The sequence below is a fragment of the Kaistella sp. genome (assembly GCF_032060305.1).
GTDB lineage: Bacteria > Bacteroidota > Bacteroidia > Flavobacteriales > Weeksellaceae > Kaistella > Kaistella yananensis.
On sequence record NZ_DAMBHK010000080.1, the window covers coordinates 1 to 9,120 of the forward strand.

The 9,120-nt window shown below is 39.9% G+C and carries 9 protein-coding genes; all 9 read left to right on the plus strand.

Annotated features, from left to right (window positions below):
- A partial coding sequence (locus tag V5N63_RS10120) for a HigA family addiction module antitoxin (protein ID WP_332033842.1) occupies positions 1-282 on the plus strand: 282 nt, incomplete at its 5' end.
- A gap of 48 nt (positions 283-330) precedes the next feature.
- On the plus strand, positions 331-1,722 hold the full coding sequence (locus tag V5N63_RS10125; protein ID WP_332033843.1) for an MFS transporter: 1,392 nt from the start codon (positions 331-333) through the stop codon (positions 1,720-1,722).
- Between the two features lie 113 nt (positions 1,723-1,835).
- The gene (locus tag V5N63_RS10130; RefSeq protein ID WP_332033844.1) at positions 1,836-2,711 is read left to right on the plus strand and encodes a pirin family protein; all 876 of its coding nucleotides are present in this window, start codon (positions 1,836-1,838) and stop codon (positions 2,709-2,711) included.
- Positions 2,712-2,808: 97 nt separating this feature from the next.
- The gene (locus V5N63_RS10135; protein ID WP_332033845.1) at positions 2,809-3,465 is read left to right on the plus strand and encodes an NAD(P)-dependent oxidoreductase; all 657 of its coding nucleotides are present in this window, start codon (positions 2,809-2,811) and stop codon (positions 3,463-3,465) included.
- Between the two features lie 14 nt (positions 3,466-3,479).
- Entirely contained in the window at positions 3,480-4,526 is a 1,047-nt protein-coding gene (locus V5N63_RS10140) for an LLM class flavin-dependent oxidoreductase (RefSeq protein WP_332033846.1), read from the plus strand.
- Between the two features lie 48 nt (positions 4,527-4,574).
- Positions 4,575-5,483, plus strand: a complete 909-nt coding sequence (locus V5N63_RS10145; RefSeq protein ID WP_332033847.1) for a pirin family protein — start codon at positions 4,575-4,577, stop codon at positions 5,481-5,483.
- Between the two features lie 127 nt (positions 5,484-5,610).
- A complete protein-coding gene (locus V5N63_RS10150) occupies positions 5,611-7,116 on the plus strand; it encodes a catalase (RefSeq protein ID WP_332033848.1) in 1,506 nt (501 codons plus the stop codon).
- Positions 7,117-7,158: 42 nt separating this feature from the next.
- Positions 7,159-7,467 (plus strand): GNAT family N-acetyltransferase, encoded by a 309-nt coding sequence (locus tag V5N63_RS10155; protein WP_332033850.1) that lies wholly within the window; start codon positions 7,159-7,161, stop codon positions 7,465-7,467.
- 190 nt (positions 7,468-7,657) lie between these two features.
- Positions 7,658-9,120, plus strand: a 1,463-nt coding sequence (locus tag V5N63_RS10160) for a sodium:solute symporter (protein WP_332033849.1), incomplete at its 3' end; no start/stop codon positions are given.

Consider the following 9,120-nt stretch of genomic DNA (forward strand, 5'->3'; position numbering starts at 1 on the left):
GGAGAAATATTATTAGAGGAATTTTTGATTCCACTCGAAATTTCGCAATATAGACTTTCGAAAGATTTGGAAATTCCCCAAACCAGAATTTCGGAAATCATTAAAGGAAATAGAAGAATTTCCGCTGATACCGCAGTGAGACTAAGTGCTTACTTTGGAAATTCCCCGAAATTTTGGCTTGGACTTCAAGACGATTATGATATTGAAAATGAATTAAAAGAGAAATGGAGCGAAGTGACAAGAATTACACGTATCCGAAAAGAAAAAGAAGACGTCGTTTAACATTCTAAATCCCGCGAGTTGTCACGGGATTTTTTTTATTTTTGTTTAATGTCTGAATCCATCAATACACCAAACCCATCTGTTAAAAAATTTCTCCCCATTATTCTGGCGACGGCAATTTTCATGCAGATGCTCGATTCTACTATTCTGAACACATCGTTGCCATCCATCGCAAAAGATTTAAACGAATCGCCGCTGAATATGCAAAATGCAATTATCAGTTATGTATTAACTTTGGCTTTATTCATGCCGGTAAGCGGTTTTTTGGCGGATAAATTCGGAACCAAGAAAGTTTTCATTTTCGCTCTGATTATTTTCAGTGTAGGATCATTATTTTGTGCCATCTCTCAAAACCTGATGCATTTGGTAACTTCCCGAGTGATACAGGGTATTGGTGGAAGCTTAATGACACCAGTGGGCAAATTGGCACTGATCAAAACTTTTCCGAAAAACGAATTGCTAAAAGCGATGAATTTCGCAATTATCCCTGCATTAATCGGTCCGGTCTTAGGGCCACTGGTTGGCGGATACATGGTGGATTATCTTTCTTGGCACTGGATTTTTCTCATCAATATTCCTATTGGCTTGCTGGGAATAATTTTAGGACTCAGGTACATGCCCAATTATCAGTCTGAGTCATCGGAATTTGATTTGAAAGGGTTTATCATCTTCGCCTCAGCGTCTTTGCTGCTTTCAGTTTCCCTGGAATTATTTGGGAATACTACGCACACCACTCCCGTTTTGCTGATTTTCATCTTGGGATTTTTGATGATTTATTACTATTACAAACACGCTGGCAAAACCAAAAATCCGATTTTTCCTTTAAATCTTTTTCAGGTAAGAACCTTTCGAGTAGGCATTGTAGGAAATCTAGCTACACGATTGGGAATCAGCTCAATTCCTTTGCTGTTACCTTTAGTGATTCAAATTGCTTACCAGGAAAGTGCGGTAATTTCGGGCTGGATTGTAGCCCCGATGGCTTTAACTGCGATGTTTGGGAAATCTTTCGTGATTTCTATTTTAAATAAATTCGGCTACCGAAAAACACTGATGACCAATACCTTTATCATCGGTGCACTCATTTGTTGCCTCGGAATTCCAGGAATTCATACTTCCATTTTCTGGTTTATTCCCATTATTGCAGTGCTCGGATTTTTCAATTCCATTCAGTTCACTTCGATGAATACGATTTCTATCGCCGATTTGCGAAACGATCATACGAGCAGTGGAAACTCATTGCTTGCCGTAAACCAGCAATTGGCCATTGGTTTCGGAATCGCATTTGGGCTGATTATTTTAAAATCCTTCGAAGCAAAGTTGGAAAATCCGCACCTTGCCTTTCGTTACACCTTTTTTGTGGTAGGAATTCTCACTATTCTCTCAGGTTTTGTTTTCCGACGCCTTCATGTAAAAGATGGAGAAAACATGAAATCGGAATAATCAATAGTTTTTCAGGAAAAAAACAACTGATTTACAACGGGATTCGTTCTTATCTTACATCAATGCTTTTGCCTTTGTGATGAAGTACTTTTGTATCATCAAAAAATAACACAATGGCAACAAAAAATATAGAATTAATCGCAGCTCCAAAACCTCCACATTTTGTTGGTGATGGTTTCAGGGTACATAATTTTATTCCCAGCGGATATCATTTGGACATGAAAAGAATGGATCCTTTTCTTATGTTGGATTATAATTCGAAATTTCATTTCTCCGGCACAGACACGCCGCGCGGAGTTGGTGTACATCCACACCGCGGTTTCGAAACGGTAACCATCGCTTACAAGGGCCGTGTTGAACATGGTGACAGTGCAGGTGGCGGAGGAATCATCGGTGAAGGTGATGTGCAATGGATGACCGCTGCTTCCGGAGTTCTTCACAAAGAATTTCACGAAACAGAATGGGCAAAAGAAGGTGGGATTTTCCAGATGGTGCAACTCTGGGTGAATTTGCCTGCGAAAGATAAAATGAGCACTCCAAAATATCAAGCCATTAAAAATTCTGAGATTAAGTTGGTGGATTTAGGAGAAAATGGTTTTATTGAAGTAATTGCGGGAGAATACAACAGCCAAAAAGGTCCGGCTTCCACTTTCAGTCCCGTAAATTTGATGAATGCGAAATTGAAAGAACATGGAAAAGCAAATTTTAGTTTTCCTCCCCATTTCAATACCGCAGCTTTGGTGATTGAAGGAAATATTTTGGTTAATGGTAAAGAAAAAGTTCCCACTGATCACTTCGTTTTGTTCGAAAATGAAGGCGAAGATTTCACCATCGAGGCATCGGAAAACGCTATCGTTTTAATCATTAGCGGCGAACCGTTGAACGAACCTATCTTCCCTCATGGTCCATTTGTAATGAATTCCCGCGAAGAAATCATTCAAGCTTTTGATGATTTCAATACAGGCAAGTTTGGCTATCTGGAAGATTAAAGTTTTGTTAAAAATAACCGCAAACTATTTGAGTTGTTATTTTTCCTCTACCTTTAATTAATGAAAAAAAAAATAATAAATTTTAAATTATAAAAAAATGAAAATATCACTGATCGGCGCTACAGGTTTTGTAGGAAATGCCATTCTTAATGAACTTTTGGAAAGAAACTATCACGTAACTGCAATCGCAAGAAATACAGATAAAATCACTATCGAAAATGAAAATCTGGAGAAAAAAAACGTTGATGTTTTTAGTGAAGCTGAGCTGGCTGAAGCAGTGAAAGGCAGCGATGCGGTAATAAGCGCTTACAACCCGGGATGGACCAATCCCAACATTCACGATGAATATCAAAAAGGTGCAGCTTCCATTCAAAATGCAGTTGAAAATTCAGGAGTGAAAAGATTAATCGTTATCGGAGGTGCAGGAACATTAAAAATTGATGGAAATCACCTGGTTGACGGACCGAATTTCCCGAAAGAAATTTATCCCGCCGCAAGTGCGGTGAAGAATTATTTTGTTGAAAACCTTTCCAAAAACGAAAATCTTGATTGGGAATTTTTCAGCCCCGCCATTGAAATGAGCATGTTCAGCGAAGACAAAACCAAAACCGGAAAATACCGATTGGCAACCGATTCACCTATTTTTGATGAGGAAGGACGCTCCAGACATTCTGTTCAGGATTTGGCAGTTGCGGTTGTTGATGAACTTGAAAACAAAAAATTCAAACATCAAATTTTCACAGCGGCTTATTAATTTTAACGGTAAATATGAAAAAGATCGAATTTGGCTTGATGACCTTTGCCGATATGGCTCCGGAAACGACTCCAGGGAAAGGACTTAATGCGCATCACAGAATACAAAATCTTTTAGAAGAAATAAAACTAGCCGATGAACTGGGCGTTGATGTTTTCGGAATTGGGGAACATCACCGCCCAGATTACGCAGTATCGTCACCAACCACCGTTTTGGCGGCTGCTGCTGCAATCACCAAAAACATTAAATTATCGAGTGCGGTAACAGTTTTAAGTTCAGAAGATCCGGTTCGCGTTTATCAGCAATTTGCGACGGTGGATGCAATTTCCGGCGGGAGAGCAGAAATCATGGCCGGACGGGGTTCTTTCATAGAATCTTTCCCATTATTTGGTTTTGATTTGAATGATTACAACGAGCTTTTTGATGAGAAACTCGATCTTTTGCTTAAAATTAATAAAGAAGAAAAAGTTTCTTGGCAGGGAACTCTTCGTGCGCCGATTCATGATTTAGGTGTTTATCCAAGAGCATTAAACGGAGAACTTCCCATTTGGCTTGCAGCAGGCGGAACTCCGGCTTCGGCAGTGCGAGCTGCAAAACTTCAACTTCCACTAATGCTTGCAATTATCGGTGGAATGCCAAGTCAGTTTGCGCCATTTATTAATCTTTATAAAAAATCCGCTTTAGAAAATGGAGTAAAACCAGAAGATTTACAGGTGGGAATCAATAACCATATGTTTGTAGGAGAAGATGGCGAAAAAACTGCCGACGAATTTTTTCCCTATTACGCCCAAATGATGGATCGTGTAGGGAGAAGCCGCGGTTGGCAACCGATGTCCCGCGAACAATTTGAGTTCATGAGAAGTCCGGAAGGATCACTGATGGTAGGAAGTGTAGAACAAGTAGTTGAAAAAATTATTTATGAATATGAACTTTTCGGCTTCACCCGATTTTTTGCGCAGGCAAGCATGGGATTTGTCCCACATGAAACAACGATGAAATCCATCGAATTGTTTGCAACGCAGGTAATTCCGGAGGTCAGAAGAAGATTAGGATTACAATAAAATATTGCCGAACTTGTTTATTCTATAACATTAAAACCCAATTTAATCATGTCAAACATCGGACTCATCATTGAAGAAAAAGCTGCGGACATTGGGAACTTTTTAGTCGGAAGGCTGCTTCCTTTCAGAGAAAAACGCGCTGTTGGACCTTTCGTTTTCATCGATCACATGGGCCCTGCAGCGTTGAAGGAATATCAGAATTTAGACGTTCCGCCTCATCCGCACATTGGACTTTCTACACTTACTTATCTTTTTGAAGGATCCATTCAGCACAAAGATAGTTTGGGAAGTGATATCGAAATAAAACCAGGTGCGGTGAACTGGATGACCGCCGGAAAAGGAGTCGTGCACTCCGAAAGAACTCCGGAATACCTTAGAAGTTCCGAAAAAAATCTTCACGGTTTTCAAATTTGGGTAGGTTTACCGAAAAAGTTGGAACAAAGCGAGCCCACTTTTCATCACACGGAAGCCGCCGATATCCCGGTTTGGAATGAAGGAGATTTGCAGTACAAACTGATTGCGGGCGAACTTTTCGGAAGAAGATCCCCGTTTCCGGTACATTCCAAACTGTTTTTTCTTGAAATTAAGAGTAAAAAATCTCAGCTGGTAAGCATCGGAAAGGATTTATTCGGCGAAGTGGCGATGTATGTTTTGGCAGGAAATGCAACCATCGAAGGAAATACTTTCGGCGGAAAACAATTGCTGGTTGCTAAAAATGCCACTTTATGCGAATTTGAAATCAGTGAAAATTCGACCATCTATCTTTTTGGTGGCGAACCTTTCGAAGAGGAACGCTATATTTTCTGGAATTTCGTGAATTCTGATAAAGAAATCATCGAGAAAGCCAAAATCAACTGGCATGAGCAAAACCACGAAGCATTTCCACTCGTTCCGGGTGATGAAGAAGAATATGTACCACTTCCAAAAGCGATTTTGAACGGAAAACTTTCGAAATAACAAACGCTATCTTCATTTAACTTGCCTGTCAGTTTATCTTTTCACCCAAAAATATCATACAATTAGATAGAATGAATTTTATGAAGCTATTTTAATTTGTAACTTTATCTGACAAAATATTATAATCATGGAAGAAAAGAAAAAACTGACAAGACAGACCGGAGCGCCTGTGCCAGACAACCAAAATGTACAGACCGCGGGAGCCAGAGGACCACTGCTGATGCAGGACTTCTGGTTTCTGGAAAAAATGGCCAACTTCGACAGAGAAGTTATCCCGGAAAGAAGGATGCACGCCAAAGGTTCCGGCGCATTTGGAACATTTACCGTAACCCACGATATTTCGCAATATACAAAAGCCCATATTTTTAATGAAATTGGCAAAAAAACAGAAATGTTTGCACGGTTTTCTACCGTGGCCGGAGAACGCGGTGCTGCCGATGCAGAAAGAGACATTCGTGGTTTTGCCTTAAAATTTTATACCGACGAGGGAATTTGGGATTTGGTGGGAAACAATACTCCGGTATTCTTTTTCCGTGATCCGATGAAATTTCCTGATCTGAATCATGCCGTAAAACGCGATCCAAAAACCAATATGCGGAGCGCCAACAACAACTGGGATTTCTGGACTTTACTGCCGGAATCTCTGCATCAGGTAACCATCGTGATGAGCGACCGGGGAATCCCAAACGGTTACCGCCACATGCATGGCTTCGGAAGCCATACTTACAGCTTTATCAATCATGCCAATGTACGTCATTGGGTGAAATTCCATTTCAGAACACAGCAGGGAATTGAAAATTTATCAGATGAAGAAGCTGCTGAAATCATCGGAATGGATCGTGAATCTTCACAGAAAGATTTGTTCGAAAATATTGAAAAAGGCAATTTCCCTAAATGGAAAATGTTTATACAGATCATGACAGAAGAACAGGCAAAAACTTACCGGTTCCACCCGTTTGATTTAACCAAAGTTTGGTCTAAAAAGGATTTCCCACTCATTGAAGTTGGTGAATTTGAACTTAATAAAAACCCAGAAAATTATTTTCAGGATGTTGAACAGGCGGCTTTCAACCCCACCAATATTGTTCCCGGAATTGGTTTTTCACCGGACAAAATGCTCCAGGGAAGATTATTTTCGTACGGCGACGCGCAGCGATACCGATTGGGCGTAAACCATTTTCAGATTCCTGTAAACAAGCCAAGATGTCCTTATCATGCTTTCCACAGAGACGGACAAATGCGCGTGGACGGAAATTACGGCGCAACAAAACATTATGAACCAAACAGTTACGGCGAATGGCAGGAACAACCAAGCGCTAAAGAACCACCATTGGAACTTTCTGGTGATGCTTATGCTCACAATTTCCGGGATGATGATGAAGATTACTTCACCCAACCAGGGGATTTGTTCAGAATCATCAAAGCCGATGGAAAAGCCGATGTTTTATTTAAAAACACTGCCGCAAATGTAGGTGGAGCCGAGAAATTCATCCAAATCCGCCATATCAGAAATTGCTACAAAGCAGATCCTGAATATGGAGAAGGAGTAGCAAAAGCCCTTGGACTGGATATGATGGAGGTTTTTGCTTTCGATATGTCGCCTTATGATCAGTGGGCACCAACTCAATCTTAAATCCAGAAAAAAGTGAAACTCAACCTTTCACTTTTTTCTTTTATACAATACTATAAAAATAAAAACATGGCAGAAATACAACATCACAACAACGAAAAAAACGGCGTATTCGAAATTTATGAAGACGGCGTAAAAGTCGGAGAAATGACCTACACTTGGGCAGGTACAGATAAATTCATCATTGATCACACCGGTGTTGATGAGGCCTTTAATGGGAAAGGATATGCAAAACAGCTGGTAATTGCAGGCGTAGAATACGCAAGAGAAAATGGGAAAAAAGTGATCCCACTTTGCTCGTACGCTAAAGCTACGATTGCAAGAAATGCAGAACTGCAAGATGTTCTGGCATAAAGAATTAAGTACTTACTTTCCAAACCCCATCAGCTAAAACTGAGGGGTTTTTTGTTACTGGTGACTGACCAACCAAGTAATGCTAAAGGAAAGTAAAACCAGAGAAATCTATCACCGATAAGAAACGCAGGACAGGCTTCTGGAGAAATACCGTAAAAAAACTATATTTGCTCATTAAATTCTTAAAAAAATGAACCCAGGAACGATTTTGCTCTTATTTGTTTTCGCGTATTTTATCGGTTTATTGGTGATCTCCTACATCACCAGCAGAAATGCCGACAACCAGTCATTCTTTATCGGAAACAAAAAAAGCAAATGGTGGCTTGTAGCGTTTGGGATGATTGGCACCAGTTTAAGTGGCGTTACGTTTATTTCGGTTCCGGGAACTGTCGGCAAAATAACAGCAGGAGATTATCCCTTCGGTGGATTCGAATACTATATGCTGGTCATCGGTTTTTTTATCGGCTACTTTATCGTGGCATTTGTTCTTCTGCCTCTTTATTACCGGATGAATCTCACTTCCATTTATACCTATTTGGGCCGGAGGTTTAATGTAGAGGCTCACAAAATCGGTTCTCTGTTCTTTATTATTTCACGTTCTATTGGTGCAACAGCAAGATTATACTTAGTGGTGAATGTATTGCAGATATTTCTTCTCTCGGCTTTAGGCGTACCGTTTTGGGTAACTTCTGCTGTAATTCTTATCATGGTTTTACTCTATACATTCGAAGGTGGGGTAAAAACAATTGTAATTACCGATACACTTCAGACTTCATTTATGATCCTGAGTTTGGTGGTTTGTATTATCTTTATTCTCTCCAATCTTAATTTATCCGCAGGCGAAGCATACAATGTGCTGGCGGCTAAAGACTATACGCATTTCGTTAATTTCGATGTAAACTCGAAAACATTTTTCCTGAAAACAATTCTCGGTGGTATGTTTATCACGATCGCCATGACTGGTCTGGATCAGGAGATGATGCAGAAAAATATTTCTGTAGACAATCTTAAAAATTCAAAAAAGAACATGCTTACATTTGCGGGAACACTCCTGTTGGTAAACCTCGCATTCCTGTTTCTGGGTGGTCTTCTGTACCTGTTCGCCATGGAAAATGGTGCTGAATACGCAAAAATCGTTGATATCGTAAACGGGAAAGAAAACATTACCAATGTTTTTGGTTTTAAAGATGCTGCAACAGGCACTGTACATAATATCATGGGCGACGATCTTTTTCCTGCACTTTCGCTTCAGGGCTATTTCCCGCTGTTTATCTCGGTAATTTTCATCATTGGTTTAATTTCCGCACTTTTTCCTTCTGCAGATGGCGCATTAACTGCCGTTACAAGCTCATACTGTGTAGATTTATTAAACATCAATGAAGACACAACCAAAACTGAAAAGCAGAAAAAAAGACAGCGGATGAAGATTCATTTAATCTTCACCGCCATTTTCTTCGCTTTAATCATGATTTTCAAAGCTATTGATGATAAATCAATCGTATATCTCATCATGGAAGTTGCCGGTTATACTTACGGACCGCTTCTGGGACTTTTTGCCTTCGGGATTTTAACCAAATATCAGATTACCAAAAAATACGCAATCATTGCCGTAACTTTGCTGGCACCGGTTTTAACCTATTTCATCAACTATCT

Coding starts and splice junctions, on each gene's coding strand:
- V5N63_RS10125 (WP_332033843.1), top strand. CDS start 331: ATGTCTGAATCCATCAATACACCAAACCCATCTGTTAAAAAATTTCTC.
- V5N63_RS10130 (WP_332033844.1), top strand. CDS start 1,836: ATGGCAACAAAAAATATAGAATTAATCGCAGCTCCAAAACCTCCACAT.
- V5N63_RS10135 (WP_332033845.1), top strand. CDS start 2,809: ATGAAAATATCACTGATCGGCGCTACAGGTTTTGTAGGAAATGCCATT.
- V5N63_RS10140 (WP_332033846.1), top strand. CDS start 3,480: ATGAAAAAGATCGAATTTGGCTTGATGACCTTTGCCGATATGGCTCCG.
- V5N63_RS10145 (WP_332033847.1), top strand. CDS start 4,575: ATGTCAAACATCGGACTCATCATTGAAGAAAAAGCTGCGGACATTGGG.
- V5N63_RS10150 (WP_332033848.1), top strand. CDS start 5,611: ATGGAAGAAAAGAAAAAACTGACAAGACAGACCGGAGCGCCTGTGCCA.